The following is a 25,848-nucleotide window of genomic DNA, read 5'->3' on the forward strand; positions in this document are numbered from 1 at the left end:
GGGGGAGTCCGGCCCCCGGCCGGACGGGGGCAGCGCCCCCGCCGCCACGCCATGACCGGGGATCTGCGGCAGGATTTCCTGCACGCCATGAGCCGCGCCGCCGCCTCGGTCCATGTCATCACCACCGACGGGCCGGGCGGGCGCGCGGGGCTGACCGCCTCGGCCGTCACCTCGGTTTCGGCCGATACCGCGAAACCCTCGCTGCTGGTCTGCCTCAACCGCGCCAGCCGCTCGGCGGCGGCGATCCTGGAAAACGGGGTGTTCTGCGTCAACCTGCTCGGCCACGAACAGCAGGCGCTCGCGGACGCCTTTGCCGGCCGCAGCACGGGCGACCGCTTTGCCTTGGGCCGCTGGATCGACGGCCCCACCGGCAGCCCGGTGCTGGCCGATGCGCTGGCCGCCTGGGATTGCCGGATCACCCGGTCGGACCTGGTGGGCAGCCATCATGTGCTGATCGGGCAGGCCGAACAGGTCTGGCTCAACGCCCCGCGCCTGCCGCTGATCTATGCCAACCGCGGCTATCTGCCCATGCCGGCGGCCGGATGTTGCACGCGCAACGAAACCGCTTGACTCCTGCACTTGTTAAGAATGTCCTGACCCCATCCAGCCGAACCGGGCGCCAGACCCGGACCATTCCAGGGAGACACCGATGAAAACCCGCCTGACCCTTGCCGCCGCGCTGGCTGCCCTCGCGCTGCCCGCCTTTGCCGATTATCCCAACCAGCCGGTCAGCTTCATTGTGCCCTGGCCGCCGGGCGACCTCGAAGACGTGCTGACCCGCATGATCGCCGACCAGATGCAGCAGGATCACAAGGTCGCCGCCGCGGTCGTCAACCGCCCCGGCGGCGGCGGCGGCCCCTTCCCCGGCGCCATCGACGTGGCCAACGCCAAACCCGACGGCTACACCGTCGGCTCCTTCGTGCTGGATGTGGCGCTGGTCGGGCACGAGATCGGCATCCCCGAGCTGACGCCCGAAAAGTTCGACCCCGTCGGCATCTTCCTGAACTATCCCTTCATCCTCGCCGCCAAGGGCGATGCGCCCTACAAGACGATGGCGGAACTGACCGAATATGCGAAATCGAACCCGGTCGCCGTCGGGCATTTCGGCATCGTCACCTCGCCGGCCCAGGTGACGATGGCGATGGCCAGGACGATGGGCTTCGAATGGGGCTCGGACGCCGCCTTCGACGCGCTGGATTGCAACACCCTGGCCTCGGGCGATGCCGATGTCATCAACACCACCGTGCAGCTGGTGCTGCCCTGCCTGAACGACCTGACGGTGCTGGTGGCGCTTACCGACAACCGCATCCCGCTGCTGCCCGAAGTGCCGACCATCGGCGAACTCGCCCCCGAGATCGCCATGTCCAGCTGGAACGGCCTGTTCGTGCGCAAGGAAACCCCGCAGGAGGTGCGCGACGTGCTGGCCGAGGTGACGAAAAAGGCGATGGCCTCGGAGCGCGCGCAGCAACTGGCCAGGGATACCGGGGCCGAGGTCTATTTCCTCGACGCCGCCGGGTCGGCCGAACGGATCGCGCGCGACAAGGAAACCCTGGCCCGCATCATGGCGCTGATCGAGTGACCCTTCCGGCGTGACCGGGGGCGGGGCAGGCGGGGGCGCGCCCCCTCCCGCCCCGCCCCCGGCCCCCCACCCCTGCCCGCCCCCAGCCCCGGACCCGCCCGATGCGCCCCGCTGCCAGCCCGTTGCCCGACCGCCCGCTGCGCCAGCGGGGCGAACTGCCCTTTGCTCTGGGAATGCTGGTCTTTGCGCTGGTGATGATCGGGTTTCTGGGCGACCAGGCGAAGTGGTTCCCGAAAGGGGTCAAGGCCTATGCCCAGCCCGCGCTCTGGCCCGCCATCGGCCTGATCGGCATGGCCTTCTTTTCGGCGCTGCACGTGCTGGCCTGCCTGCGCGCGCGCAAGCCCGATACCGAATGGCGCGAGATGCTGATCTGGCTGCGCGCCTTCGAATTCGTGCTGTGGTATCTGGCCTATGCCTTTCTCACGCCCTGGCTCGGCTATCTGCTGGCCAGTCTCGTGACGATGGTGGGGCTGGTCTGGCGCGTCGGCCTGCGCGACCGGGCAAGCCTGCTGTGGGCCGCGGTCTTTGCCGTCGGCATGGTGCTGGTGTTCAAGACCGGGCTTTCGGTGAAAATCCCCGGCGGCGCGCTTTACGACCTGTTCCCGGAACGGACCCGCATCTTCCTGTCGCTGAACTTCTGAAAGACGCCGATGGACATCCTGCTTTCCGCCTTGTCGATTCTGGCCACCTGGCAGGTGCTGGCGGCGCTGGTCATCGGGTCGGTCGGCGGGGTCGTCATCGGCGCCATTCCCGGCGTGGGCCCGCCGGTGGCCATCGCCATCCTGCTGCCGGCCACCTTCGGCTTCGACCCCATCGTGGGGTTGACCGCGCTGCTGGGCATCTACGGCAGCTCGATGTATGGCGGGGCGATCCCGGCCATTCTCATCAACACGCCGGGCACGCCGGTCAACGCGCTGACCACCTATAACGGCTATCCGATGACGAAGAATGGCGAAGGCGTGCGCGCCCTGGCGCTGGCCTATGCCGCCTCGTTCTTTGCCGGCATCTTTTCCGTCGTCTGCCTGATCCTGCTTGCCCCGGTGCTGGCGAAAATCGCGCCGATGTTCGGTTCGCGCGAGATTTTCCTCGCGGCCGTCCTGGGCATCCTGCTGGTTGTCATCGCGCATCGCGGGCAGATGCTGGCGGCCGGGGCGCTGGCGTTCTTCGGCATCTTCCTGTCCACCGTGGGGCTCGAGGCCGTGCGCTACACCCGCCGCTACACCTTCGATCAGGCCTGGCTCGCCTCGGGCATCGACCTGATCGCGGTGGTGCTGGGGCTGTTTGCCATTTCGCAAGCCTTCGTGCTGCTGATCGAGCCCAACCACACCCCGCGCGCGGGCAAGCTGGGCACCGGCCTGTTCCGCGCGATGGGCGAGATCTTTCGCTACAAGCGCGTGGCCACCGTTTCGGCCGGCACCGGCGTGGCGATGGGCATCCTGCCCGGGGTGGGCGAATTCACCGCGCAGTTTCTGGCCTATACCTATGCGCAGAAAACCTCGAAAGCCCCCGAGATGTTCGGCAAGGGCAGCCCCGAAGGGCTGATCGCCTCCGAGGCGTCCAACAACTCGGTGCCGGCGGCCGCGATGGTGCCCTTGCTCGCGCTTGGCATCCCGGGCGAGGAACTGACGGCGATGATGCTGTCGGTGTTCTATGTCCACAACGTCGTGCCGGGGCCGGGGCTGTTCGAGACGCGGATGGATTTCGTGGTGGCGCTCTATATCGCGCTGGGGCTGCTCAATGTGATCGTGCTGGCCTTCCTGCTGGCCGCGACCCGCCCGATCATGAAGACGATCGAGGTGCCGACCCGCTTTCTGGGCGCGGCCATCCTGGTGCTCAGCTTCGTCGGCGCCTATTCCATGCGCAACTCGGTGGCCGATGTCGGCGTGGCCGCGGCCTTCGGGGTGTTCGGCTTCGTGCTCAAGCGGCTCGATCTGCCCACGGTGCCGCTCATCATGGGCATGGTGCTGGGCTTCATCATGGAAACCCGGCTGCGCACCGCGATGATGCGGGTATCTTCGCCGCTCGACTTCATCGACCGCCCGATCACCATGATCCTCGCCGGTCTGATCGCGGCACTGGTGCTGATGCAGGTGTGGTCGGCGCTCAAGACGTTGCGGCGGCGCTAGGCGCCGCGCTGCCGGTTCAGCCGGCGTGCAGGCTGGGCGCTTCCAGCGCGCCAAAGCCGTAGTGGCGCAGCCAGCGCAGATCGGATTCGAAAAAGGCGCGCAGGTCGGGGATGCCGTATTTCAGCATCGCCATCCGGTCGATCCCCATGCCGAAGGCAAAGCCCTGCCACTGGTCGGGGTCGATCCCGCCTGCGCGCAGCACATGCGGGTGCACCATGCCCGAGCCCAGCACCTCCAGCCAGCCGTTGCCTTCGCCGACCTTCAGCGTGCCGCCGACCCAGCTGCACTGGATATCCACCTCGGCCGAAGGTTCGGTAAAGGGGAAATGGCTGGCGCGGAACCGCGTGCGGACGCGGGCGCCGAAATAGGCGGAAAAGAACTCCTCCAGCACCCATTTCAGGTTGGCCATGCTGATGTCGCGGTCGATCGCCAGCCCCTCGATCTGGTGGAACATGGGCGTATGGGTCTGGTCCATGTCCATGCGGTAGACGCGCCCCGGCGCAATGACGCGGATCGGCGCGCCCTGGTCTTGCATGGCGCGAATCTGCACCGGGCTGGTATGGGTGCGCAGCACGTGCGGCGGGCGGGCGTCGCCGGGCGCGCGGTGCAGAAAGAACGTGTCATGTTCCTGCCGCGCGGGGTGTTCGGGCGCGATGTTCAGCGCGTCGAAATTGTACCAGTCGGTTTCCACCTGCGGGCCTTCGGCGACGCGAAAGCCCATGTCGGCAAAGATCGCCGTGCATTCCTCCATCACCTGGCTGACCGGGTGGATGGTGCCCACCCGGCGCGGGCGGGCGGGCAGCGTCACGTCCAGCCATTCGGCGCGCAACCGTTCGTCCAGCGCGGCATCGGCCAGCGCCGCCTTGCGGGCGCGCAACGCCGCGTCCAGCTCGTCGCGCAAGGCGTTCAGCGCCTTGCCGGTGGTCTGGCGCTCCTCGGGGCTCATGCCGCCCAGGTCGCGCATCATCAGCGCCACCTCGCCCTTCTTGCCCAGTGCGGCCAGCCGCACGGCCTCCAGCGCGGGCTCGTCGGCGGCCTCCAGCACGGCGCCAAGATACTTCGCGCGCAAGCTGTCGATCTGGGTCATGGCGGGCCTCCTGCGGGTGGGTGCCCTCTGCTAGCCGCGCGGGGCCGTTTTGTCCAGAACCGGGGCGGCGCGAAAAGGATTCCGCCGCCCGGGCGCGGACCGTCATACAACCGTTACAAAACTGCAGCACAAGCGTCATGCCCGCGCGGTATCCCGGCACCAGCGGCCGAATCCCGGCCCGGAAACCAAGGAGCAATTCCATGTCCTTCATCAAGCTTTCGGCCTCGGCCATCGCCATCGCCGCCGTCTCGGCCTCGGCCGCCATGGCGCGCGACCAGATCCGAGTCGTCGGGTCGTCGACCGTGTTCCCCTACACCCAGGCCGTGGCCGAAGAATTCGCCAACCACGGCGGCAAGTCGCCGGTCACGGAATCCACCGGCACCGGCGGCGGCTTCCAGGTGTTCTGCGGCGGCGTGGGCGCGGGTCACCCCGATGTCACCGGCGCCTCGCGCGCGATGAAGGCGTCCGAATACGAGCTGTGCGTGAAGAACGGCGTGACCGACATCACCGAAGCGCTGATCGGCTATGACGGGCTGGCCATCGCCATGTCGCGCGCCAACCCGGTCGATCTGGACCTGACGCTGCAGCAGGTTTACCTTGCGCTGGCGGCCAAGGTGCCGGGCGGCGACGGCCTGATCGACAACCCCTACAAGAAGTGGTCCGACATCGACGCCGCGCTGCCGGCGACCGACATCATCGCCTACGGCCCGCCGCCCACCTCGGGCACTCGTGACGCCTTTGTCGAGCTGGCCATGCACGTCGGCTGCGAATCGACCGACTACGCCAAGGCGCTGAAGGCCGCCGGCGACAAGGACGCCTACAGCAAGTTCGTCAAGGAAGACTGCTCGCGCATGCGCCAGGACGGGCCCTTCATCGAGGCCGGCGAAAACGACAACCTGATCGTGCAGCGCCTCATTGCCGACCCGAACGCCGTGGGCATCTTCGGCTTCTCGTTCCTCTATGAAAACCTCGACAAGCTGAAGGACGTCAAGATCAACGGCGTCGAGGCGAACAAGGACACCATCGCCTCGTTCGAATACCCGATCGCGCGCCCGCTGTACTTCTACGTCAAGAACGCCCACCGCGGCGTCATCCCGGGCCTGAACGAGTTCCTGGCGGAATACACTTCGGACGCGGCGTTGGGCAAGGGCGGCTACCTCGCCGAGCGCGGCCTCGTCGTGCTGAGCCCCGAGAATCTGGCCAAGGTGCAGGCAGACGTGACCGGCGCAACCCCGATGGCGGCCCCCGCGAAGTGATGCCGACCGGCCCTGGGCGACCCTCGCCCGGGGCCACCCCTTTTACCGATGGGCCCTGCTATGACCCTTGCTGCCTTTTCCGTTCTGTTCGCCGCGGTGGTGGCAGGGTATCTGTTGAACCGCCAGGCGGCGGCCGCGATACGCACCCGAGGCGCCAGTCTGCATTCGCTGGTCGGGTTTCACGCCGCCTATTCGGCGCTGCTGGTGCTGCTGCCGGGGTTTGTCGTGATTCTGCTGTGGCTCATGCTGCAAGGGGGCCTGATCGACGCCGCCGTGATGGGCGGCATCCCCGCCGACGCCGTGGCCGCCGATGATGACAGTGCCTATCGTCTGGTGCTGGCCGAAATCAAGTCCATCGCCCGCGGCCAGGTTTTCGGCACGCCCGAGCCGTGGAAGATCGAGGCCGCGGAACGCTGGACCGCGCTTTACGCCACCTCGCGCACGGCGATGGTGGTGGCGGTGGGGCTGCTCAGCCTCGGCCTGCTGATCTTTGCCCGCGCCCGCGTCTCGGCCGATTTCCGCGCGCGTCAAAGCGTCGAGGCGATCGTGCTGGGCCTGATGATCGCCTGCTCGACGCTGGCCATCTTCACCACGCTGGGCATCGTGCTGTCGCTGATGTTCGAAAGCGTCCGGTTCTTTCAGAAGGTGCCGGTGACCGAGTTCCTGTTCGGTCTGCGGTGGGAACCGCAGATCGCCATCCGCGCCGACCAGGTGGCCGGTGCCGGGGCCTTCGGCGTGATCCCGGTGATCCTCGGGTCGGTCGTCATCATGGTGATCGCGCTGGTGGTGGCGGTGCCGATCGGGCTGATGTCGGCCATCTACCTCAACGAATTCGCCACCCAGCGTTTCCGCAAGCTGGCCAAGCCGGTGCTGGAAATCCTGGCCGGGGTGCCGACCATCGTCTACGGCTTCTTCGCCATCCTGGTCGTGGCGCCCTTCCTGCGCGGGGCCGGACAGGCGAGCGGGCTGGAGGTTTCGCCCAACACCGCGCTGGCCGCCGGCATCTGCATGGCGATCATGCTGATCCCCTTCATCTCGTCCTTTGCCGACGATGCGCTGTCGGCGGTGCCGCGGTCGTTGCGCGACGGGTCGCTGGCGCTGGGGGCGACGCGGGCGGAAACCATGCTCAAGGTCATGTTCCCCGCCGCCATCCCCGGCATCGTCGGCGGCGTGCTGCTGGCTGTCAGCCGCGCCATCGGCGAAACCATGATCGTGGTCATGGCTGCCGGCATCATCGCCCGGCTCACCATCAACCCGCTCGACAGCGTGACCACCGTGACCGTGCAGATCGTCACCCTGCTGATCGGCGATACCGAGTTCGACAACCCCAAGACGCTGGCGGCCTTTGCGCTGGGGATGCTGCTGTTCGTCATCACGCTGGGCATCAACGTGCTGGCGCTGCGCATCGTGCGCAAATACCGCGAACTCTACGACTGAGGGAACCCGACCATGACCGACATGACCTCCGGGCGCCCCGACGCCGACACTGCCTCGGGCTACCGCAGCCGCGCCTATGCCGCCCGCGTGGCCCGGCGCAACCGCAGCGAATTCTGGCTCAAGAGCCTCGGCCTCGCCTCGATCCTGGTCGCCTTCGGCTTTCTGGCGCTGATGCTGGGCTCGCTGGTGTCCACGGGCTACAAGGCCGCAACGCAGACCCACGTCACCCTCGACGTGCCGCTGCCCGCCGACCGCTTGAAGGAAGGCGACCTGTTCGGGTCGAACTGGCGCGGCATCGTGCAGGATGCGGTGGCGGCCACCCTCCCCGGCCTCGAAGGGCCCGCGCTGCGCGAGGCGGTGGGCATCCTGTCGAACGGCGCGCAATTCATGATCCGCGACCGTGTGGTGGCCAACCCGCAACTGGTGGGCAGCACCCTGACCGTCACCGTGCCGGTGTCGGACCCGTTCGACCAGCTGCACAAGGGCCTGATCGACCGTGCCACGCCCGAGGCCAACCGCCGCGTCAACGACCGCCAGATTGCCCTGTTCGACCAGCTGGCCGACGCGGGGCGCATCACCAGCCCGATCAACTGGGGCATCCTGACCAACGCCGACTCGCGCTTTCCCGAACTGGCGGGCCTGCGCGGGGCGATCACCGGCACGGTCTGGCTGCTGCTGACCTGCTTTGCCATCTGCTTTCCCATCGGCATCGGCGCCGCGATCTATCTCGAGGAATTCGCGCCCAGGAACCGGCTGAACGACTTCATCGAGGTCAACATCAACAACCTGGCCGCGGTGCCTTCGGTGGTGTTCGGCCTGCTGGCGCTGGCGGTGTTCCTCAACTGGTTCGGCCTGCCGCGCGGGGCACCTTTCGTCGGCGGGCTGACGCTGGCGCTGATGAGCCTGCCCACCATCATCATCGCCACCCGTGCGGCGCTGAAGGCGGTGCCGCCTTCGATCCGCGAGGCAGCGCTCGGCATGGGGGCCTCGCGCCAGCAGGTGGTGTTCCACCATGTGCTGCCGCTGGCGATGCCGGGCATCCTGACCGGCACCATCATCGCCATGGCCCAGGCCATCGGCGAAACCGCGCCGCTGCTGCTGATCGGGATGAACGCCTTCATCACCGCGGTGCCCGAAGGGGCCTTCTCGGCCGCCACCACGCTGCCCACGCAGATCTTCATCTGGGCCGACAGCCCCGAACGCGGCTTCGTCAGCCGCACCTCGGCGGCCATCCTGATCCTGCTGGCCGTGCTGGTGATGATGAACGCGCTGGCGATCTACCTCCGAAACCGTTTCGAGCGCCGCTGGTAAGGATATACACCATGAACGACATGCGCATCGTGGAGAGAACCGTGGAAACCCACCCGACCAAGATCACCGCCCGCGGCGTCCAGGTGCATTACGGCGAAAAGCACGCGCTCAAGGATGTCGATGTCGATATCCTCGACAAGACGGTGACCGCCTTCATCGGCCCGTCGGGCTGCGGCAAGTCCACCTTCCTGCGCTGCCTGAACCGCATGAACGATACCGTGCCATCGGCCCGCGTGTCGGGCACCATCCTGCTCGATGGCCAGGACATTTACGACAGGCGGGTGGACCCGGTGCAACTGCGCGCCAAGGTGGGCATGGTGTTTCAAAAGCCCAACCCCTTTCCCAAGTCGATCTACGACAACGTCGCCTACGGGCCGAAGATCCACGGGCTGACGCGCAACAAGGCCGAACTCGACGCCGTGGTCGAAAGCAGCCTGCGCAAGGCCGCGCTGTGGTCCGAAGTGAAGGACCGCCTGCAGGAATCCGGCACCGGCCTGTCGGGCGGCCAGCAGCAGCGCCTGTGCATCGCCCGTGCCATCGCCACCAGCCCCGAGGTGCTCCTGATGGACGAGCCCTGCTCGGCGCTCGACCCCATCGCCACCGCGCAGGTCGAGGAACTGATCGACGAGCTGCGCAGCCAGTTTTCCGTGGTGATCGTCACGCATTCCATGCAACAGGCCGCGCGCGTCAGCCAGCGCACCGCCTTCTTCCACCTCGGCAACCTGGTCGAATACGGCGAGACGGGGCAGATCTTCACCAATCCGCGCGACCCGCGCACAGAATCCTACATCACCGGCCGCATCGGCTGACGGAGGCGACCATGAGCCAATCGCAACACATCGTCTCTGCCTTCGACCGCGACCTCGAGGCGGTGCAGGCCCAGATCATGAAGATGGGCGGGCTGGTCGAGGCCGCAACCCTCGACTGCGCCCGCGCGCTGGAGGACCGGGACGAGGAACTGGCTCGCCGCATCGTCGCCGCCGACCGCGACATCGACCTGCTCGAAGCCCAGGTGAACGAGGAAACCGCCCGCCTGATCGCGCTGCGCGGCCCCATCGCCAGCGACCTGCGCACCGCGCTGACCGTGCTGAAGATCGCGGCCGCGCTGGAACGCATGGGCGACTATGCCAAGAACGTGGCCAAACGGTCCACCGTGCTGGCGCAGTCGGGCCCGGTGGGCGAAACCGCCAGCACCGTGCGGCGCATGGCGCGCCATGTGGAACAGATGCTCAAGGACGCGCTGGATGCCTACATCCGCCGCGATGTGGCGCTGGCCGCCGACGTGCGCAACCGCGACAAGGATGTGGACCAGATCTACAACGCCCTGTTCCGCATCCTGCTCACGCACATGCTGGAAGACCCGCGCAGCATCACCAACTGCATGCACCTGCATTTCATCGCCAAGAACATGGAACGCATGGGCGACCATGCCACCGGCATCGCCGAACAGGTGGTCTACCTCGTCACCGGCGATTTGCCCGACGACCCGCGGCCCAAGGGCGACAGCACCGCCTTTGTCGCCTCGGTCAACGACTGATCGGGGGCCCGCCATGCAGACGCAACGCGCCCCCCTCGTCCTGCTGGTCGAGGACGAAAGCGCCCAGCGCGAAGTCCTGACCTACAACCTCGAGGCCGAAGGCTTTACCGTCTCCACCGCCGTCAGCGGCGACGAGGCGCTGCTGATGGTGCAAGAGGAATCGCCCGACCTGATCGTGCTGGACTGGATGCTGCCCAATGTGTCCGGCATCGCGGTCTGCCGCCAGATCAAGGCCCGCCCCGAAACCCGCGGCATCCCTGTCGTCATGCTGTCGGCGCGCTCCGAGGAACTCGACCGCGTGCGCGGGCTCGAAACCGGGGCCGACGATTATGTCGTCAAACCCTATTCCGTGGCCGAGCTGATGGCCCGCCTGCGCACCCAGCTGCGCCGCGTGCGCCCGGCGGCGGCGGGCGAACGGCTGATCTGGCAGGACATCCTGCTCGATGCCGCCGAACACCGGGTCTGGCGCGGCGAACAGCCGGTGTCGCTGGGGCCGACCGAATTCCGCCTGCTGTCCACCTTCATGGAAAAGCCCGGCCGCGTGCTCAGCCGCGACCAGCTGCTGGACCGCGTGTGGGGCCGCGACATCTATGTCGATACCCGCACCGTGGACGTTCATGTCGGCCGCCTGCGCAAGGCCCTGATGAAGCACGGCGGGTCCGACCCCATCCGCACCGTGCGCGGCGCCGGCTACGCCCTGGGCTAGCCGGGGCGCCCGCCACAAGGGGGCCTCTCAGGGCGCCGCCACCGGCCCCGACCCCAGAAGCCGCGCATGTTCCTGCAAGGCAAAGCGGTCGGTCATGCCCGCCACGTAATCCGCCACGATCCGCGCCAGCGCGGTTTCGCCGCTGGCGGCGGCGACGTCCTGCTGCCATTCCTGCGGCAACAGTTCGGGCCGCGCCATGAACAGCGGGAACAGGTCGGCAATCACCGCCGATACCCGCGCCCGTTCCGCCATCACCGAAGGCGCGCGATACATCCGCGTGAACAGGAAAGACCGGATCGCCTTCAGCTCCTGATACAGCGGCTTGGAAAACCGGATCACCGTGCCTTCCATCGCGCGGATCTCCTCGACCGACCGCGGCCGCGCCGCCTCCAGCCGGTTGCGCGCCACGGCGATCACATCCTCGACCATCACGCCGAACACCCGGCGCAGCGCCTCGTGCCGGCGGCGCATCCGGTCCAGCCCCGGCCAGGCGCGGTCCACCGCCTCGAAGGCGGGGCCGGTCACCGGCAGTTGCATCAGGTCGTCCTCGGTGAACAGCCCCGAGCGCAGCCCGTCGTGCAGGTCGTGGTGCGAATAGGCCACGTCGTCGGCAATCGCGGCCACCTGCGCCTCGGCGCTGGCAAAGGTGTGCAGTTCCAGGTCCCATTCGGCATTCGCTTCGGCCAGCGCATAGGGCAGCGGGTCGCGGGCGTGCTTGGGGTCGGCAAAGGGGCCGATCACCGGGCCGTTGTGCTTGGCAATGCCTTCCAGGCATTCCCAGGTCAGGTTCAACCCGTCGAAGCCGGCATAGTGCCGTTCCAGCCGGGTCACGATGCGCAGCGCCTGGGCGTTGTGGTCGAACCCGCCATAGGGCGCCATCAGCGCGCCCAGCGCATCCTCGCCGGTATGGCCAAAGGGCGTGTGGCCCAGGTCATGCGCCAGCGCCACCGCCTCGGCCAGGTCGGTGTTCAGCCCCAGCACGCCGGCCAGCGTGCGCGCCACCTGCGCCACCTCGATGCTGTGGGTCAGCCGGGTGCGGTAATAGTCGCCTTCATGTTCCACGAAGACCTGGGTCTTGTGCTTCAGCCGGCGAAAGGCGCTGGAATGGATGATCCGGTCGCGGTCGCGCTGGAAGGGGCTGCGAAAGGTGCTGATGCTTTCGGGGTGGCGCCGCCCGCGGCTCAACTCGGGCTGGCAGGCATAAGGGGCGGACATCGGCGGCTTCCTTGTCGCAGGGGTCGGAAAAGCCTATATTCTTTTGGTAACCGCATTGCCAGCGTGGATGCCCCGCCGATGACACTGACCCTGCCCCCCACCGTGACCGACCGCGCCTATGCCCGCCTTGCCGAAATCGCCGAGGCCACGGGCGAGGCGCGCCCGCTGCGCGTCGCGGTCGAAGGCGGGGGCTGTTCGGGCTTTCACTACGACATCAGGCTCGACGATCCGGCCCCCGACGATCTGGTGCTGGAAAAGGACGGCCTGCGCGTGCTGGTCGATCCGGTGTCGCTGCCGTTTCTGGCCGGGGCGCGGATCGACTTTTCCGAAGAACTCATCGGCGCGCGCTTCGTGATCGACAATCCCAATGCCTCAAGCTCCTGCGGCTGCGGCACCAGCTTTTCGATCTGACCGGGCCGTGACCGGCCCCGGGCCGTCGCTGCGCCCCGAAACCGCCAGCGCCAGCGGGCAAGGGATACGGCCGTCCACCCGGTCATTCGCACGCCCGCCGCGGCCCAGCGGCACATCCCGCGGCCAGGCGCCATCGGGCCCGCCCAGGGCACGGTTGCGCGGGGCGTCCAGATGCGTGCCGATGAAACCGTCGGTGCGAAACAGGTTGACCCAGGCCACCAGCCCCTGCCCGCCCGCCGCACAGTCGAGGCCCGGACGCGGGCGCGCGGCAAGTGCGGTTCGCCGCACCCCTTTCGCCGCGCGCCGCTTTGCTGTAAGGGCGCAGGCGGATCGGGTATGGAGGCCGCAATGGGCTACAGGGTTGTCGTCGTCGGGGCCACGGGCAACGTCGGCAAGGAAATGCTGAACATCCTCGCGGAACGCGAATTCCCGGTGGACGAAATCGCCGCCCTGGCCAGCCGCAAGTCGCTGGGCACCGAGGTGAGCTTCGGCGACCGCACGCTGAAGACGCAGGATCTGGATACCTTCGACTTCACCGGCTGGGACATCGCGCTGTTCGCCATAGGCTCGGACGCGACCAAGGTCTATGCCCCCCGCGCCGCGTCGCAAGGCTGCGTCGTGATCGACAATTCCTCGCTCTACCGCTATGACCCGGACATCCCGCTGATCGTGCCGGAAGTGAACGCCGACGAGGTGGTGCGCTACAAGAACAGGAACATCATCGCCAACCCGAACTGTTCGACCGCCCAGATGGTGGTGGCGCTGAAACCCCTGCACGACCGCGCGCGGATCAAGCGGGTGGTGGTTTCCACCTATCAATCGGTGTCGGGCACCGGCAAGGAAGCGATGGACGAGCTGTGGAACCAGACCAAGGGCATCTTCGTGCCCGGTCAGGAAGTGGCGCCCAGCGTCTACCCCAAGCAGATCGCCTTCAACGTGATCCCCCACATCGACGTCTTCCTCGATTCCGGCGAGACCAAGGAAGAATGGAAGATGGTGGCGGAAACCAAGAAGATCCTCGACCCCGCCATCAAGGTGACCGCCACCTGCGTGCGCGTGCCGGTGTTCGTCGGCCATTCCGAAGCGATCAACATCGAGTTCGAGGATCACCTCGACTGGGAAGAAGCCACCGACATCCTGCGCGAGGCGCCGGGCGTGCTGGTGGTGGATAAACGCGAGCCGGGCGGCTACATCACCCCCATCGAATGCGTCGGCGAATATGCCACCTACATCAGCCGCATCCGTCAGGACAGCACCATCGAGAACGGCCTGAACCTGTGGTGCGTGTCCGACAACCTGCGCAAGGGTGCGGCGCTGAACGCGGTGCAGATCGCCGAAGTGCTGGGCAACCGCTGCCTGAAAAAGGGCTGAGCCCGGCCGACGGACCGGGCAGAGGCGGGGGGCGCTGCCCCCCGCACCCCCCGGGATATTTGGACAAGGTGAAAGGGGGCGGGCCGGTCAGGCGTCGTCGTCGCCGGGGGGGCCCGGGTCGCGGCGATGCGCCTCGTGATCGCGCCGGGTCTTTTCGGCCTGCGCCTCTTGCAGCGCGCGTTCGGCCTTGCTGCGGCCGAACTTTGCGGCATTGGCATCGGCCTGCGCCCGGGCGGCCTTGCGCGCCGCCTGCTTGCGGGCCTGCCGCAGGTTGATGATTTCCGCCATCCGGCCCGCCTCCTGCCCTGTCACGGCCGCAGCGGGCGCGGGCGCCGGTGCGGGCAAATGTGAACGCACCGTTAAAATGCGCCGCCAAGTGACTGATATTGCTGGCCCCGGCCCCTGTCCCTTCGAGGGACGGGGCCGGGGCGGTTCGGCGGATCAGCCCTTGGGGCCGATCATGTCTTCGGGGCGGACCACGCGGTCGAAGGTTTCGCCATCGACGTAGCCCAGGGCGATGGCCTCCTCGCGCAGGGTGGTGCCGTTCCTGTGCGCGGTCTTGGCCACCTTGGTGGCGGCGTCGTAGCCGATGGTGGGGGCCAGCGCGGTGACCAGCATCAGGCTTTCCTTCATCAGCTTGTCGATGCGGGCGGTGTTGGCCTTGGTGCCCACCACCATGTTGTCGGTGAAGCTGCCGGCTGCATCGCCCAGAAGCTGCATGGATTGCAGCACGTTATAGGCCATCATCGGGTTGTAGACGTTGAGTTCGAAATGCCCCTGGCTGCCGGCAAAGCCCACCGCGGCGTCGTTGCCCATGACATGGGCGCAGACCATGGTCAGCGCCTCGGCCTGGGTCGGGTTGACCTTGCCGGGCATGATCGAGCTGCCCGGTTCGTTTTCCGGCAGGATCAGCTCGCCCAGGCCCGACCGCGGGCCCGAGCCCAGCAGCCGCATGTCGTTGGCGATCTTGAACAGGCTCGCCGCCACGGTCTTGAGCGCGCCCGAGAACATCACCATCGCGTCATGCGCGGCCAGCGCCTCGAACTTGTTGGGGGCGGTGACGAAGGGCAGGCCGGTGATGGCCGCGATCTCGGCCGCGACGCGGGTATCCCAGCCGACGCGGGTGTTCAGCCCGGTGCCGACTGCCGTGCCGCCCTGCGCCAGTTCGTAGATGTCGGGCAGGCAGGCCTTGACCCGGGCGATGCCCTTGTCGACCTGGGTGGCATAGCCCGAAAACTCCTGCCCCAGGGTCAGGGGCGTGGCATCCTGGGTGTGGGTGCGGCCGATCTTGATGATGTCCTTGAACTCGGCCGATTTCGCCCACAGCGCCTTGGACAGCTTTTCCAGCCCCGGCAGCAACACGTCGCGTGCCATCATGCCGATGGCGACATGCATCGCGGTGGGGAAGGTGTCGTTGCTGGACTGGCCCATGTTCACATGGTCGTTCGGGTGCACGGGCTTTTTCGAGCCCATCACGCCGCCCAGCATCTCGATGGCGCGGTTCGAGATCACTTCGTTGGCGTTCATGTTCGACTGGGTGCCCGAGCCGGTCTGCCAGACCACCAGGGGGAAGTTGTCGTCGAACTTGCCGTCGATCACCTCTTGCGCGGCGGCGGCGATGGCGTTGCCCAGCTCGGGGGCGATATCGCCCTGGGCGATGTTCACCAGCGCGCAGGCCTTCTTGATGACCCCCAGCGCCCGGATGATCGCCACCGGCTGGCGTTCCCAGCCGATGGGAAAGTTGATGATGCTGCGCTGGGTCTGGGCGCCCCAGTACTTGTCGGCGGGAACCTCCAGCGGGCCGAAGCTGTCGGTTTCGGTGCGGGTCGCGGTCATCGGGGCCTCCTGAAGCTTGCGCCGCCCTGATAGGGCAGCGCGCATGGGAAATCAATCGGCATACCGTGGCATACCATTTACACACCCTAGACGACCAAGGCGCAGCACCCGTGCCGGCGGCAGGTTGGCCCAGACGCGCGGGCCGCGGTCGACGCGCAGGCCCAGCCGTTCCAGCTGGCCCGGCGTCAGCGGGTCGGAGGGGCCGTAGGTGAATTGCACCATCGTGCCGCCGGGCGCCAGCACGGCAAAGGCCGCTGCCACGATATCCTCGCGCAAGGCCGGGGGCATCGACAGCAGCGGCAGGCCCGAAACCACCCGTTCGGCCACCGGCGCCAGCAGCCGAGGCGCCTCTTGCGCCGGCGCATGAATCACGCGCACCGCCGGAAAGCGCAGGCGCAGGTGGCGGACGAACTCCTCGTTCATCTCGAACAGGGTCAGGCGCGCGGGCGGCAGGCCGGTGGCCAGGATCGCCTCGGTCAGCCGGCCGGTGCCGGGGCCGAATTCCACCACCGGGCCCGACCGGGGCCCAAGCCCCGCCGCCATCGCCCGTGCCAGCGACGGCGACGAAGGCGCCAGCGCCGAGATGCGGCGCGGGTTGCGCAGCGCCTCGCGCAGGAACAGGCGGGCGTCCTCGCGCACGGGCTCAGGTCTTGCGGAAACGGTCGAGACGGACCACCTCGGCCTCGCGCGGCGGGGTCGGCGGATCGTCGTCGCCGCCGCCGTCGTCGTCGCCGTCGTCGCCGTCGTCGTCGTCCTCCTCGTGCTGTTCGAAGCGCAGGCCGAATTCCACCGAGGGATCGACGAAGGTGCGCAGCGCATCGAAGGGGATGCGCAAGGGTTCGGGCTGGTTGCCGAAGTTCAGCGTGACGGTAAAGCCTTCGTCATCGACCATCAGGTTTTCGAACCAGTGCTGGATCACGATGGTCATTTCCGCCGGATAGCGCGTGCGCAGCCAGTCGGCGATCTGCACGTCGGGGTGGCGGGTGTCGAAGGTGATGAAGAAGTGGTGCGCCCCGGGCAGCCCGTGCGCCGCCACATCGGCCAGCACCTGCTGGATCAGGCCGCGCATCGCCTGATGCATCAAGTTGCCGTAGTCGATGCCGCGCGCCATGCAAGCCCCCCTGCTTCTGGCGCCAGCATAGGGGATTCGCCCCGCGATGGAAGAGGCCGGGGCGCATTTTTCGCACGCGCAGCAACCCGCCGCGGTCAGGCCAGCGCCGCCCCGCCCGACACCGCCGCCGCCAGCCCCAGCACCAGCGGCAAGGGCCAGTGCCAGCGCAAGAGCATCACGCCCGCCGCCGCCGCCAGCGCCAGCGCCGGCAGGTTCACGCTGGACCAGTCCGGCACGATCAGCGCCCCCGCCCGCCCGACCCGGTCGAACACCACATGCGCCGCGAACCAGACCGACAGGCTGGCGATCACCCCCACCACCGCCGCGGTGATCGCCCCCAGCGCCCCCGCCAGCCGCGGCGCGCCGGTGATACGGTCCAGCCAGGGCGCGGCGGCGAAGATCCACAGGAAACAGGGGGCAAAGGTCATCCACAGCGCGACCAGCGCCCCGGCCACGCCCAGGGCCACACCGCCCGCGCCATGCCCGGCCATGAAGCCGACGAACTCGGTCACCAGGATCAGCGGCCCCGGCGTGGTTTCCGCAAGGCCCAAACCGTCGATCATCTGCGGCAGGGTCAGCCAGCCCTTGTCCTCGACCACGGCCTGCGTCATCCAGGCCAGCACCGCATAGGCGCCGCCGAAGGTCACCACCGCCAGCAGCGAAAAGAACAGGCCCAGCTCATAGAGCAAAGCCGGGCCGAAGGCCGCGAGCCCCGCCAGCGGCCCAAGCCAGACCAGGCCCCAGACCGCCACCGTGCGCAGCGTGCCCGGCGCAACCGGCGCCGGCGCCGCCCGCGCCGCCCCCGCCGCCTGCGTCAGCCCCCAGAGCCCCGCCGCGAGGATCACCAGCGGAAACGGCAGCCCGAAGGCGAACAGCGCCACGAAGGCCAGCCCCGCCACCACCCGATGCGCCGTCGTCTTGAGCGCGCGGCGCGCCACGCGCAACAGCGCTTCGACCACCACCACCACCACAACGGCCTTGACGCCCAGGAACAGCGCCGCCGTCAGCGGCAAGGCACCCCAGGCGGCATAGGCCGCCGACAGCGCCAGCACCACCGCCGCCCCAGGCAGCACGAACAAGAGCCCCGCCAGCAGCCCCCCCGCCACCCCGCGCAGCCGCCAGCCGCACCAGGTGGCCAGCTGCATCGCCTCGGGGCCGGGCAGCAGCATGCAGAAGGACAACGCCGACAGGTATTCGCGGTCTTCTATCCAACGCGCGCCTTGCACCAGATCGCGCTGCATCAGCGCGATCTGCGCCGCCGGCCCGCCAAAGGACATCAGCCCGATCCGGCCGAAGACCCGCACCATCTCGCCCCAGCCCGGTGTTGGCGGCATGCCCGTTCCCCTGCTCGCCCGGCTCAGGCGCCGGGTCTGGTCAACTCTCGCAGCATCTTGGAGCGGATCGCACGGGCATAATCCAGATGACCTTGCGCGGTTTCCACGAACCCGCCGGGGGTGATGACCCAGCGGCGGTAGAAATTGCTGATCGACAGCCCCATCGCCTCGATCGCCAGGGCGTTCACCTCGACCCCTTCGGCGATGGCGCGGGCACGGGCGCGGGGGGTGGTGTAGCCCACGTTCTCGTCCCCGTCGCCCGACATGTCCACGATCCGGCGGCGGCAATCGGGCACGGCGGCGAACTGGTCGAGCGAAAACTCCAGCGCCTGCCCCACCGCGGTATCCGACCCCGGAAAGGCGCGCGGCATCGCCAGAACGCGGGCGGCAAAATCGTCGATGGCGCGCGCGCTCAGCATCCGCTGCCAGGGCAGCACCAGCGCCTGCTGGCCAAGGCTCGACCATTGCACCACCGCCAGTGCGACCTGGTCTTGCACCATCACCTCGCGCAAGGCCGGGTCGGCCAGCGCCGCGGCCAGACCTTCGACCTGCAACAGGTATTCGCCCCGGTCCACCGAGCCCGACACATCCATCGCCAGCACCAGCGCTGCCTCGCAGGCGTCGGCGGCCGCAGGCAGGGTCAAGGCAAGGGCAAGGGCAAGCGCACGCATCGGCGCCAGCCTAACCCGCACCCGGCCCCGCGCCAAGCGCCGATCAGATCTCGATCTGCTGGAACCCTTCGCGCAAGGCGCGCGACCAGGCCTCGGACATGGCGCGGAAATCGGGGTCGCCTGCGTCGATCCGGCGCGACAGGGTCACGCGCAGGGCGTCCTTCTCGATCACGCACAGATCCAGCGGCATCCCCACCGACAGGTTCGACCGCAGCGTCGAATCCATGCTGAGCAGCACCGCCTTCTGCGCATCCTGCAACGATGTGTCGGGCCGCACCACCCGGTCCAGGATCGGCTTGCCATACTTGTGCTCGCCGATCTGAAGGAAGGGCGTGTCCTCGGTCGCCTCGATGAAATTGCCTTCGGGGTAGATCAGGAACATCCGCATGCCCCCGCCCCGGCGCTGGCCGGCCACGATCATGCTGGCGCTGGCGCCCTGCCCCATCGCCGACAGCTTTTCCTGAATCTCGCCGCGCACCCTGGCCAGGGTCGAGCCGACGATTTCCGCCACCGCCAGCATGGTCGGCGCCTTGAGGATGCAGTTCGACGAATCGGCATCGGGCGAATCGTTCATGTCGCGCAACCGCGCGATGGTGGTCTGCGTCACCGACAGGCTGCCCGCGGTCATCACCACGATGACCCGTTCGCCCGGCACCTCGAAGGTGAACATCTTGCGATAGGTCGCAATGTTGTCCAGCCCGGCGTTGGTGCGGGTGTCCGACAGCAGGACCATCCCGGCATTCAGCAAGAGCCCGACGCAATAGGTCATGTTCCCGGTCCCGAATCGATGATCTGCGGACGCTACCCTGTTTCGGACGCGCCGGCAAAGGGGGCGTGCCGGAGGCTGCCGGTTGAAAACCGGCGTCGTGGCCGCTACGCTGACGGCCACCCCTGAACGGAGCCGCCATGCCCCTTGCCGTGGTCTTCGGCGAAAAGCCCGAATGGCGCCGGTCGCTGACGACCGAGCTTTCCGGGCCGGTCTGGCGCTGCGGCATGGCCCCGTTCCGGCCCGAGGCGGGGCCACCCGCCGCCGACCTTCTGGTGCCGCTGTCGCTCGAGGATCAATACGCAGTCGAATGCTGGCGCGACCGGGGCGCCGCGGTGCCCGCGCTGATCTGCCCGGCGGCGGTGCGCGACCTGTGCCACGACAAGCTGGCCTTTGCCCGGCGCCTGGCGGCGGCGGGCCTTGGCCATCTTTGCCCGCCGATCCTCGACCGGCTGCCGCAAGGGGCGGCGGGCTGGCCGGTGGTGCTGAAACTGCGGCAGGATGCCTGGGGCGCCAATACCCACATCCTGCACGACCCGTCCGAGGCCGCACCGCATGCCGCTGCGCTGGACGATCCGGCGTGGTTTCTGCAGGCCCATGTCGCGGGAAACCTTGAATGGACCACGCATGTGCTGATGTGCGCCGGCCGCCCGGCCTGGATGCGCAGCGTCTGCTACGACATGGGTGCCGAGGACGCGGTCAAGGGCAAGGCGCCCGGCGCGCGCATCCTGCGCTGGACCGAGGGCGCCCCCTGCCCGGACGATTGCCTGCGCGTGCTGGACGCGGTGGACCTGCGCGACGGGCTGAGCCGCCTGAATTACAAGATCACCGCCGACGGCAACCCGCTGTTCTTCGAGGTCAACCCGCGGTTCGGCGGTTCGCTGGTGCCCGAAGCGGCAGGGCTGCTGCCCGCTTACGCCGCCTGCCTCGGCCTGCGCCCGCCGGCGCGAAACCGGCTGCGGCAGCTCGGCGCGCGGGTCACTGCTGCTGCTGTTGCTGCGATGCGGCCGGCTGCACCGAAACGCTGACGGTCATGGTTTCGCCGGCCGCGCCCCGGGCGATGCCGCGGATCGGGGCCGCATCGCGCGCGTCGAACCCGCAACCCAGCCGGATATACCGCGCATCGGGGCAACAGCGGTTCGCCGCATCGAACCCGACCCAGCCCAGCCCCTCGACCCACAGTTCCGCCCAGGCATGCGCGGCCTCCTGCGCCGCGCCCGCCTCCGCCGCCAGCAAATAGCCCGAGACATAGCGCGCCGGCAGTCCGCGGGTGCGCGCCAGCGCGATCAGGGCATGGGCGTGGTCCTGGCACACGCCTTGCCCCAGCGCCACCGCCTCGGCCGCGGTGGTCTGCGCCTCGGTCGCGCCGGGCGCATAGGCGATCGCCTCGGCCACGGTCGCTGCCAGCCCGTGCGCCAGCCCCAGCACATCGGGCGCCGAAACCGACTGCGCCAGCGCCACCATCTCGGCATCCGCCCGCGTGGCAGGCGTTTCGCGCAACCAGGCCAGCGGCGGCACGCATTCGCGCTGGCCGCGCAACACACCGGCCATGTCGACCGTCTCCACCACCCCGCGCACCGTCACCACGATTTCCGACACCGGGCCGCGCACCGTCCAGGCCTCGATCCAGTCGCCCGCCCCGTCACGGAACGCCCCGCCCCGCACCCCTTCGCTGACCGCGACCGCCCAGGCCTCCACCCGCTGCCCGTCGCACAGCGACGGCGTCAGGCGATGGCTTTGCACCACCCCGCGCACCGGCTGCGCATAGCGGTAGGTCGTGACATGGTCGACCGCCAGCCTCATCGCACGTCTCCGCTCAGATAGGCATCGTGAATGGTCTGGCCCAGCGCCGAAACCTCGCCGATGAACCGGGTCAGGAACTCGTGCAACCCTTCGTCGAAGATCGCCTCCACCTGCATCTCGGCCAGCTCTCCCAGCAGCGCGCGCGCCTGCGCCTGCGCCGGACCCGACCGGCGATACCGCCGCGCCAGCCGGTCCAGATGCAGCGTCAAGCCTTCGGCGCAGGTCACCAGCGCGCGCGGGCACTGGTTGTTGAGGATCAGGAAATGCGCGATCTTCGCCGCCGTCACCTCGCCGCCATAGGCCCAGTGAAAGGCGCGATGCGCGCTCATCGCCCGCAGCAGCACCGTCCACTGGTAATTGTCCAGCCCCGAGCCCACGAACTCCACCCGCGGCAACAGCACGTAATACTTCACGTCCAGCAACCGTGCGGTGCTGTCGGCACGCTCCAGCGCATAGCCGAGGTTCAGGAAATCGTGCCCGTCGTTGCGCAACAGCGTCGCCTCGATGGCACCGCGCACCATCGCGGCATGGCGCATGGTCCATTCCGTCAACCGGAACAGCGCCCCGTCGCTGCGCGGCTCGCGCTCGAGCCGGCGCAGCTCCTGAAAGGCGGTGTTCAGCGCATCCCACACCTGCATCGACAGCGCCGTGCGCACGATGCGCCCGTTCTCGCGCGCCCGCGTGATGCAGGCCGCCACCGACGACGGGTTGTCATGGTCGAAGAACAGATGGCTTTCGATGTTGCGCTGCACCGCATCGCCATACTTCTTGGCAAAGGCATCTGCGCTGCCCGAAGCCCGCAGGATCGCATCCCACTCGGTGCGGTAGCCATGCCCGGCATTGGGCAACAGCGCAATGCGCGCCCCCACCTCCAGCAGCCGCGCCGCCGTCTCGGCCCGCTCCATGTAGCGCGCCAGCCAGAAAAGGTTGTCCGCGGTCCGGCTCAGCATGGCCCCGCCTTCCCGCCCGCTTCGGCCGCACAGGCATTTTCTGTCCTCAAATATCCTGCGGGGGGTCCGGGGGGCGCAAAGCCCCCCGGCGCCTGCCACCGCTGCCACGCCTGCCCGTTCATTCCGCCAGCACCCATGTATCCTTCACGCCACCGCCCTGGGATGAGTTCACCACCAGCGACCCCTCGGTCAGCGCCACCCGCGTCAGCCCGCCCGGCACCAGCTCGATCCGCTCGCCCACCAGGCAATAGGGCCGCAGGTCCACATGCCGCGGCGCCACGCCCTCGTCGACAAAGGTCGGCACGGTGGACAAGGCCAGCGTCGGCTGCGCGATGTAGTTGCCCGGGTCCGCCAGGATCCGGGCGCGGAACGCCTCGACCTGGTCGGCGGTGGATTTCGGCCCTACCAGCATGCCGTAGCCTCCCGACCCGTGCACCTCCTTGACCACGAGGTCGCCCAGGTTCTCCAGCACGTATTTCAGATCGTCCGCCTTGGCGCATTGCCAGGTGGGCACGTTCTGCAAGATGGGCTCCTCGCCCAGATAGAACCGCACCATCTCGGGCACATGGGTGTAGACGGCCTTGTCGTCGGCCACCCCTGCCCCCGGCGCCGAACAGATGCTGACCCCGCCCGAACGGTAGACATCCATCAACCCCGGCACGCCCAGCATCGAATCGGGCCGAAAGCACAGCGGGTCCAGAAACGCATCGTCGATCCGGCGATAGATCACGTCCACCCGCTGCGGCCCTTCGGTGGTGCGCATCCACACCCGGTCGCCTTCCACGAACAGATCCTGCCCCTCGACCAGTTCCACCCCCATCAGGTCGGCCAGGAAACTGTGCTCGTAATAGGCGCTGTTGAAATGGCCCGGCGTCAGGATCACGATGTTGGGGTCGCGGTCGCACTTCGCCGGCGCCACCGAGGCCAGCGTGCGGCGCAGCGCCTCGGGATAGCTCTCGACCGGCTGGATACGGTTTTCCCGGAACAGGTCGGGGAACATCCGCATCATGATCTCGCGGTTCTCCAGCATGTAGCTCACGCCCGAAGGCGTGCGGCAGTTGTCCTCCAGCACGAAGAACTCGTCCGGCCCCGTGCGCACCAGGTCGATGCCGACGATATGCGAAAACACCCCCTTGGGCGGGCGGATGCCGGCCACCGCCTTTTCATAGGCCGCGTTGCGATAGACCAGCGCCGCCGGAATGCGCCCGGCGCGCACGATCTCGCCCCGGTCGTAGACATCGGCCAGAAAGGCGTTCAGCGCCCGGGCGCGCTGCTTGATGCCGCGCTCCAGCCGCGACCATTCGGCATGGGTGAACACGCGCGGGAACATGTCGAAGGGGATCAGCCGGTCGGGGTCGCCGCCTTCGCCGTAGACGGCGAACGTGATGCCGATGCGGCGGAACAGCTCCTCCGCCTCGGCCTGCTTCATCTGGCGCAGGCTGGCGGGCATCGCCGCCACCCAGTCCTGCAACCGCGCATAAGGCGGGCGGACCGTATCGCCCAGAAACATCTCGTTGAAAAAACCCTTCACGATACCCCCTTGCCGCGCCTTGCCCTCATCCAAGCATTGCCGCTGCCCGGCGGACAAGCCCCCTGACGCCGCAAGCCGCCCCCGCACGGGGCATCTGCCCAAAAAAACGGCAAATCCTCGGCCCCACCCCTCGCAACGCCGGGCCACCCGGGCCAAAGCCGTGGGCCGCCCCCCGCTGCAACAAGCGATCGGGGCGGGGGCAGCCGGGCGCGCGACCCGGGCCCGGGGGCGCAAGGCGCGCATCGGCGCGCCTTGCGGGCGGCGGCGGGGGCTCGATGCCCCCGCCGCCGCCGACCCCGCCGCCTTTCCGGCCAGGGACGCCCGCCCGTTCGGGCTACAGCACGTAGCGCCCCAGGTCCGCCGACCGCGCCAGGGCCCCCACCGCCGCCTCGACAAAGCCGGCGTCCACCACCACGGCCTCGCCGCCGCGGTCGGGCGCGGTAAAGGACAAATCCTCGAACACCCGCTCCAGCACGGTATAAAGCCGCCGGGCGCCGATGTTTTCCACCGTGCGGTTCACCTCGGCCGCCACCCGGGCCAACGCATCGATCCCGTCATCGGTAAAGCGCAGCTCGACCCCTTCGGTCGCCATCAGCGCGGCATACTGGCGCGTCAGCGCATTGTCCGTCTCGGTCAGGATGCGGCGGAAATCGCCTTCGGTCAGCGGCTTCAGCTCCACCCGGATCGGCAGCCGCCCCTGCAGTTCGGGCAACAGGTCCGAAGGCTTGGCCACATGAAAGGCCCCCGAGGCGATGAACAGGATGTGGTCGGTCTTCACCGGGCCCAGCTTCGTGGAAACCGTGGTGCCTTCGATCAGGGGCAGCAGGTCGCGCTGCACGCCTTCGCGGCTGATATCGGCGCCGCGCGTCTCGGCCCGCGCCGCCACCTTGTCGATCTCGTCGATGAAGACGATGCCGGCTTCCTGCACCGCCTCCAGCGCCGCGGCCTTGACCGCTTCGTCGTCCAGCAGCTTGTCGGCCTCCTCGGCCACCAGCAGCGCGTGGCTGTCGGCCACGGTCAGCCGTCGGCGCGTGCGGCGGGCGCCGAACAGCTTGCCCAGCATGTCCTGCATCCCCTGCATCTGGTCCATGCCCGGCATTCCCGGCATCATCGCCATCTGCGGCGCAGGCTCGGCCAGCTCGATCTCGATCATCGTCTGGTCCAGCTCGCCCGCGCGCAGGCGGCGGCGGAACATCTCGCGCGTCTGCTCGCGCGCCTCGGGGCCGGCCAGCGCCGCGATCACCCGGTCTTCGGCCGCGCCTTGCGCGCGCGCCTGCACCGCCTCGCGCATCCGGGCGCGGGTTTCGGCCAGGCCCACATCGGCGAGGTCGCGGATGATGCTGTCCACGTCGCGCCCCACATAGCCCACCTCGGTGAACTTCGTCGCCTCCACCTTCAGGAACGGCGCCTGCGCCAACCGGGCCAACCGGCGGCTGATCTCGGTCTTGCCCACGCCGGTGGGGCCGATCATCAGGATGTTCTTGGGGTGCACCTCCTCGCGCAGGCCCGGCGCCAGTTGCCGGCGCCGCCAGCGGTTGCGCAAGGCCACCGCCACCGCCCGCTTGGCCTCGGCCTGCCCGATGATGAAGCGGTCCAGCTCGGATACGATCTCGCGCGGGGTCAGGTCGGTCATGGGCGTCTCCTGCCTTGGGTCCGGCCAGAGATACGCATCGGGGCGAAGGATTTGAAGGGGACCCTCGCCCGCGGCACCGCGGGCCGACCCCGGCCGGCGCCCCTGCCTTACCCCTTGATGCTTTCCACCGTCAGCCGGCCGTTGGTGTAGACGCAGATGTCGGCGGCAATCGCCATC

Annotated in this window: 27 protein-coding genes; 13 read left to right on the top strand and 14 right to left on the bottom strand. The window is 68.5% G+C overall.

Going from position 1 to position 25,848, the window contains the following annotated elements; all coding sequences use genetic code 11:
• Positions 1-51 precede the first annotated feature (51 nt).
• From ACK4S2_RS04645 to ACK4S2_RS04660, 4 genes are all read left to right on the top strand, one after another.
• Positions 52-570 (top strand): flavin reductase, encoded by a 519-nt coding sequence (locus ACK4S2_RS04645; RefSeq protein WP_409620795.1) that lies wholly within the window; start codon positions 52-54, stop codon positions 568-570.
• A 79-nt stretch (positions 571-649) separates the two neighbouring features.
• The gene (locus ACK4S2_RS04650) at positions 650-1,579 is read left to right on the top strand and encodes a tripartite tricarboxylate transporter substrate binding protein (RefSeq protein WP_409620797.1); all 930 of its coding nucleotides are present in this window, start codon (positions 650-652) and stop codon (positions 1,577-1,579) included.
• 101 nt (positions 1,580-1,680) lie between these two features.
• A complete protein-coding gene (locus ACK4S2_RS04655; protein ID WP_409620799.1) occupies positions 1,681-2,220 on the top strand; it encodes a tripartite tricarboxylate transporter TctB family protein in 540 nt (179 codons plus the stop codon).
• 9 nt (positions 2,221-2,229) lie between these two features.
• A complete protein-coding gene (locus ACK4S2_RS04660; protein ID WP_409620801.1) occupies positions 2,230-3,705 on the top strand; it encodes a tripartite tricarboxylate transporter permease in 1,476 nt (491 codons plus the stop codon).
• Positions 3,706-3,721: 16 nt separating this feature from the next.
• Here ACK4S2_RS04660 and pheS read toward each other — a convergent pair whose 3' ends face one another.
• Positions 3,722-4,792 carry a phenylalanine--tRNA ligase subunit alpha gene (gene pheS / locus ACK4S2_RS04665; RefSeq protein WP_409620803.1) on the bottom strand — a complete coding sequence of 357 codons (1,071 nt, stop codon included), beginning with the start codon at positions 4,790-4,792 and terminating at the stop codon, positions 3,722-3,724.
• Positions 4,793-4,992: 200 nt separating this feature from the next.
• On the opposite strand from pheS, the gene ACK4S2_RS04670 reads away from it, so the two are divergent.
• The 6 genes from ACK4S2_RS04670 to phoB are packed head-to-tail and all read left to right on the top strand — an operon-like array spanning position 4,993 to position 11,039.
• Positions 4,993-6,048 carry a substrate-binding domain-containing protein gene (locus ACK4S2_RS04670; RefSeq protein WP_409620805.1) on the top strand — a complete coding sequence of 352 codons (1,056 nt, stop codon included), beginning with the start codon at positions 4,993-4,995 and terminating at the stop codon, positions 6,046-6,048.
• A gap of 60 nt (positions 6,049-6,108) precedes the next feature.
• The gene (gene pstC / locus ACK4S2_RS04675) at positions 6,109-7,485 is read left to right on the top strand and encodes a phosphate ABC transporter permease subunit PstC (RefSeq protein WP_409620807.1); all 1,377 of its coding nucleotides are present in this window, start codon (positions 6,109-6,111) and stop codon (positions 7,483-7,485) included.
• A gap of 12 nt (positions 7,486-7,497) precedes the next feature.
• Complete coding sequence (gene pstA / locus ACK4S2_RS04680) at positions 7,498-8,796, top strand: phosphate ABC transporter permease PstA (RefSeq protein ID WP_409620809.1); 1,299 nt, start codon at positions 7,498-7,500, stop codon at positions 8,794-8,796.
• 11 nt (positions 8,797-8,807) lie between these two features.
• Positions 8,808-9,605 carry a phosphate ABC transporter ATP-binding protein PstB gene (pstB, locus tag ACK4S2_RS04685; RefSeq protein ID WP_409620811.1) on the top strand — a complete coding sequence of 266 codons (798 nt, stop codon included), beginning with the start codon at positions 8,808-8,810 and terminating at the stop codon, positions 9,603-9,605.
• An 11-nt stretch (positions 9,606-9,616) separates the two neighbouring features.
• Positions 9,617-10,333 (top strand): phosphate signaling complex protein PhoU, encoded by a 717-nt coding sequence (phoU, locus tag ACK4S2_RS04690; protein ID WP_409620813.1) that lies wholly within the window; start codon positions 9,617-9,619, stop codon positions 10,331-10,333.
• Positions 10,334-10,346: 13 nt separating this feature from the next.
• Complete coding sequence (phoB, locus tag ACK4S2_RS04695) at positions 10,347-11,039, top strand: phosphate regulon transcriptional regulator PhoB (RefSeq protein WP_409620815.1); 693 nt, start codon at positions 10,347-10,349, stop codon at positions 11,037-11,039.
• 27 nt (positions 11,040-11,066) lie between these two features.
• Here the strand turns inward: phoB and ACK4S2_RS04700 are convergent, their stop codons facing one another.
• Entirely contained in the window at positions 11,067-12,254 is a 1,188-nt protein-coding gene (locus ACK4S2_RS04700; protein WP_409620817.1) for a deoxyguanosinetriphosphate triphosphohydrolase, read from the bottom strand.
• Positions 12,255-12,338: 84 nt separating this feature from the next.
• Between ACK4S2_RS04700 and ACK4S2_RS04705 the strand changes: the two genes are divergently transcribed.
• Positions 12,339-12,665, top strand: a complete 327-nt coding sequence (locus ACK4S2_RS04705) for a HesB/IscA family protein (protein ID WP_409620857.1) — start codon at positions 12,339-12,341, stop codon at positions 12,663-12,665.
• On the opposite strand, the gene ACK4S2_RS04710 is transcribed toward ACK4S2_RS04705, so the two are convergent.
• Positions 12,627-12,953: a hypothetical protein gene (locus ACK4S2_RS04710; protein WP_409620819.1), complete on the bottom strand. Its 327-nt coding sequence runs from the start codon at positions 12,951-12,953 to the stop codon at positions 12,627-12,629. The genes ACK4S2_RS04705 and ACK4S2_RS04710 overlap by 39 nt on opposite strands.
• A gap of 60 nt (positions 12,954-13,013) precedes the next feature.
• Here ACK4S2_RS04710 and ACK4S2_RS04715 point away from each other — a divergent pair, with 60 nt between their 5' ends.
• Positions 13,014-14,036 (top strand): aspartate-semialdehyde dehydrogenase, encoded by a 1,023-nt coding sequence (locus ACK4S2_RS04715; protein ID WP_409620821.1) that lies wholly within the window; start codon positions 13,014-13,016, stop codon positions 14,034-14,036.
• Positions 14,037-14,123: 87 nt separating this feature from the next.
• Here ACK4S2_RS04715 and ACK4S2_RS04720 read toward each other — a convergent pair whose 3' ends face one another.
• The 7 genes from ACK4S2_RS04720 to ACK4S2_RS04750 form a co-directional block, all read right to left on the bottom strand.
• On the bottom strand, positions 14,124-14,324 hold the full coding sequence (locus tag ACK4S2_RS04720; protein ID WP_409620823.1) for a DUF4169 family protein: 201 nt from the start codon (positions 14,322-14,324) through the stop codon (positions 14,124-14,126).
• 153 nt (positions 14,325-14,477) lie between these two features.
• Entirely contained in the window at positions 14,478-15,872 is a 1,395-nt protein-coding gene (fumC, locus tag ACK4S2_RS04725; protein ID WP_409620825.1) for a class II fumarate hydratase, read from the bottom strand.
• A 51-nt stretch (positions 15,873-15,923) separates the two neighbouring features.
• Positions 15,924-16,511: a class I SAM-dependent methyltransferase gene (locus ACK4S2_RS04730; RefSeq protein WP_409620827.1), complete on the bottom strand. Its 588-nt coding sequence runs from the start codon at positions 16,509-16,511 to the stop codon at positions 15,924-15,926.
• Positions 16,512-16,515: 4 nt separating this feature from the next.
• On the bottom strand, positions 16,516-16,983 hold the full coding sequence (locus tag ACK4S2_RS04735; protein ID WP_409620828.1) for an SspB family protein: 468 nt from the start codon (positions 16,981-16,983) through the stop codon (positions 16,516-16,518).
• Positions 16,984-17,078: 95 nt separating this feature from the next.
• Positions 17,079-18,317, bottom strand: coding sequence for a chromate efflux transporter (chrA, locus tag ACK4S2_RS04740; protein ID WP_409620830.1), 1,239 nt, complete (start codon positions 18,315-18,317; stop codon positions 17,079-17,081).
• 23 nt (positions 18,318-18,340) lie between these two features.
• The gene (locus ACK4S2_RS04745; protein ID WP_409620833.1) at positions 18,341-18,988 is read right to left on the bottom strand and encodes a DUF1194 domain-containing protein; all 648 of its coding nucleotides are present in this window, start codon (positions 18,986-18,988) and stop codon (positions 18,341-18,343) included.
• 43 nt (positions 18,989-19,031) lie between these two features.
• A complete protein-coding gene (locus tag ACK4S2_RS04750) occupies positions 19,032-19,757 on the bottom strand; it encodes a peptidase (RefSeq protein WP_409620836.1) in 726 nt (241 codons plus the stop codon).
• 137 nt (positions 19,758-19,894) lie between these two features.
• On the opposite strand from ACK4S2_RS04750, the gene ACK4S2_RS04755 reads away from it, so the two are divergent.
• Positions 19,895-20,782, top strand: coding sequence for a hypothetical protein (locus ACK4S2_RS04755; protein WP_409620838.1), 888 nt, complete (start codon positions 19,895-19,897; stop codon positions 20,780-20,782).
• On the opposite strand, the gene ACK4S2_RS04760 is transcribed toward ACK4S2_RS04755, so the two are convergent.
• From ACK4S2_RS04760 to hslU, 4 genes are all read right to left on the bottom strand, one after another.
• Positions 20,733-21,557 (bottom strand): transglutaminase domain-containing protein, encoded by an 825-nt coding sequence (locus ACK4S2_RS04760; protein ID WP_409620841.1) that lies wholly within the window; start codon positions 21,555-21,557, stop codon positions 20,733-20,735. The two genes, ACK4S2_RS04755 and ACK4S2_RS04760, sit on opposite strands and share 50 nt — an antisense overlap.
• Positions 21,554-22,507 carry an alpha-E domain-containing protein gene (locus tag ACK4S2_RS04765; RefSeq protein WP_409620843.1) on the bottom strand — a complete coding sequence of 318 codons (954 nt, stop codon included), beginning with the start codon at positions 22,505-22,507 and terminating at the stop codon, positions 21,554-21,556. Before ACK4S2_RS04765 ends, ACK4S2_RS04760 begins: the two co-directional genes overlap by 4 nt.
• A gap of 118 nt (positions 22,508-22,625) precedes the next feature.
• Positions 22,626-24,017, bottom strand: a complete 1,392-nt coding sequence (locus tag ACK4S2_RS04770; RefSeq protein ID WP_409620860.1) for a circularly permuted type 2 ATP-grasp protein — start codon at positions 24,015-24,017, stop codon at positions 22,626-22,628.
• Between the two features lie 355 nt (positions 24,018-24,372).
• Positions 24,373-25,671, bottom strand: a complete 1,299-nt coding sequence (hslU, locus tag ACK4S2_RS04775) for an ATP-dependent protease ATPase subunit HslU (RefSeq protein ID WP_409620845.1) — start codon at positions 25,669-25,671, stop codon at positions 24,373-24,375.
• Positions 25,672-25,848 lie beyond the last annotated feature (177 nt).

The organism is Gemmobacter sp., assembly GCF_046292685.1.
Classification (GTDB): domain Bacteria; phylum Pseudomonadota; class Alphaproteobacteria; order Rhodobacterales; family Rhodobacteraceae; genus Wagnerdoeblera.

Bases quoted from the DNA above. Each gene is read 5' to 3' on its own strand.
- ACK4S2_RS04645 (WP_409620795.1), top strand. From the start codon at position 52: ATGACCGGGGATCTGCGGCAGGATTTCCTGCACGCCATGAGCCGCGCC.
- ACK4S2_RS04650 (WP_409620797.1), top strand. From the start codon at position 650: ATGAAAACCCGCCTGACCCTTGCCGCCGCGCTGGCTGCCCTCGCGCTG.
- ACK4S2_RS04655 (WP_409620799.1), top strand. From the start codon at position 1,681: ATGCGCCCCGCTGCCAGCCCGTTGCCCGACCGCCCGCTGCGCCAGCGG.
- ACK4S2_RS04660 (WP_409620801.1), top strand. From the start codon at position 2,230: ATGGACATCCTGCTTTCCGCCTTGTCGATTCTGGCCACCTGGCAGGTG.
- pheS (WP_409620803.1), bottom strand. From the start codon at position 4,792: ATGACCCAGATCGACAGCTTGCGCGCGAAGTATCTTGGCGCCGTGCTG.
- ACK4S2_RS04670 (WP_409620805.1), top strand. From the start codon at position 4,993: ATGTCCTTCATCAAGCTTTCGGCCTCGGCCATCGCCATCGCCGCCGTC.
- pstC (WP_409620807.1), top strand. From the start codon at position 6,109: ATGACCCTTGCTGCCTTTTCCGTTCTGTTCGCCGCGGTGGTGGCAGGG.
- pstA (WP_409620809.1), top strand. From the start codon at position 7,498: ATGACCGACATGACCTCCGGGCGCCCCGACGCCGACACTGCCTCGGGC.
- pstB (WP_409620811.1), top strand. From the start codon at position 8,808: ATGAACGACATGCGCATCGTGGAGAGAACCGTGGAAACCCACCCGACC.
- phoU (WP_409620813.1), top strand. From the start codon at position 9,617: ATGAGCCAATCGCAACACATCGTCTCTGCCTTCGACCGCGACCTCGAG.
- phoB (WP_409620815.1), top strand. From the start codon at position 10,347: ATGCAGACGCAACGCGCCCCCCTCGTCCTGCTGGTCGAGGACGAAAGC.
- ACK4S2_RS04700 (WP_409620817.1), bottom strand. From the start codon at position 12,254: ATGTCCGCCCCTTATGCCTGCCAGCCCGAGTTGAGCCGCGGGCGGCGC.
- ACK4S2_RS04715 (WP_409620821.1), top strand. From the start codon at position 13,014: ATGGGCTACAGGGTTGTCGTCGTCGGGGCCACGGGCAACGTCGGCAAG.
- ACK4S2_RS04720 (WP_409620823.1), bottom strand. From the start codon at position 14,324: ATGGCGGAAATCATCAACCTGCGGCAGGCCCGCAAGCAGGCGGCGCGC.
- fumC (WP_409620825.1), bottom strand. From the start codon at position 15,872: ATGACCGCGACCCGCACCGAAACCGACAGCTTCGGCCCGCTGGAGGTT.
- ACK4S2_RS04735 (WP_409620828.1), bottom strand. From the start codon at position 16,983: ATGGCGCGCGGCATCGACTACGGCAACTTGATGCATCAGGCGATGCGC.
- chrA (WP_409620830.1), bottom strand. From the start codon at position 18,317: ATGCCGCCAACACCGGGCTGGGGCGAGATGGTGCGGGTCTTCGGCCGG.
- ACK4S2_RS04745 (WP_409620833.1), bottom strand. From the start codon at position 18,988: ATGCGTGCGCTTGCCCTTGCCCTTGCCTTGACCCTGCCTGCGGCCGCC.
- ACK4S2_RS04750 (WP_409620836.1), bottom strand. From the start codon at position 19,757: ATGACCTATTGCGTCGGGCTCTTGCTGAATGCCGGGATGGTCCTGCTG.
- ACK4S2_RS04755 (WP_409620838.1), top strand. From the start codon at position 19,895: ATGCCCCTTGCCGTGGTCTTCGGCGAAAAGCCCGAATGGCGCCGGTCG.
- ACK4S2_RS04760 (WP_409620841.1), bottom strand. From the start codon at position 21,557: ATGAGGCTGGCGGTCGACCATGTCACGACCTACCGCTATGCGCAGCCG.
- ACK4S2_RS04765 (WP_409620843.1), bottom strand. From the start codon at position 22,507: ATGCTGAGCCGGACCGCGGACAACCTTTTCTGGCTGGCGCGCTACATG.
- ACK4S2_RS04770 (WP_409620860.1), bottom strand. From the start codon at position 24,017: ATGTTTCTGGGCGATACGGTCCGCCCGCCTTATGCGCGGTTGCAGGAC.
- hslU (WP_409620845.1), bottom strand. From the start codon at position 25,671: ATGACCGACCTGACCCCGCGCGAGATCGTATCCGAGCTGGACCGCTTC.